This window comes from Cupriavidus sp. SIMBA_020 (assembly GCF_046535395.1).
Classification (GTDB): Bacteria; Pseudomonadota; Gammaproteobacteria; order Burkholderiales; family Burkholderiaceae; genus Cupriavidus; species Cupriavidus campinensis.
On sequence record NZ_JAWRWU010000962.1, the window covers coordinates 1 to 260 of the forward strand.

Sequence of the window (260 nt, forward strand, 5' to 3'; positions counted from 1 at the left end):
TCGCCGAAGCGCGCGGCGGCTACGTCGAAGTCGACACGTCGGAGTCGCTCGACTGGTCGACGCTGCGTTCGCGTATCGCGGCGCACGGCATGCGCAACTCGAACTGCGTCGCTATCGCGCCGACGGCGACGATCTCGAACGGCTGACCAAACGCGCGCTGTACGCCGGGCTGCGCATCGGCGAAGTGCATGCGGTCAAGGGCGCCGAATACGTCGAGCTGCGCCATCCGGAAGGCGACGCGTTCCTGTCGCTCGGCGAGG

Annotated in this window: 1 protein-coding gene; it reads left to right on the forward strand. The window is 68.5% G+C overall.

From position 1 onward, the window contains the following. The first annotated feature begins 74 nt into the window (after positions 1 to 74). Positions 75 to 146 carry a hypothetical protein gene (locus tag SB751_RS32310; protein ID WP_410749299.1) on the forward strand — a complete coding sequence of 24 codons (72 nt, stop codon included), beginning with the start codon at positions 75 to 77 and terminating at the stop codon, positions 144 to 146. Positions 147 to 260: the final 114 nt, after the last annotated feature.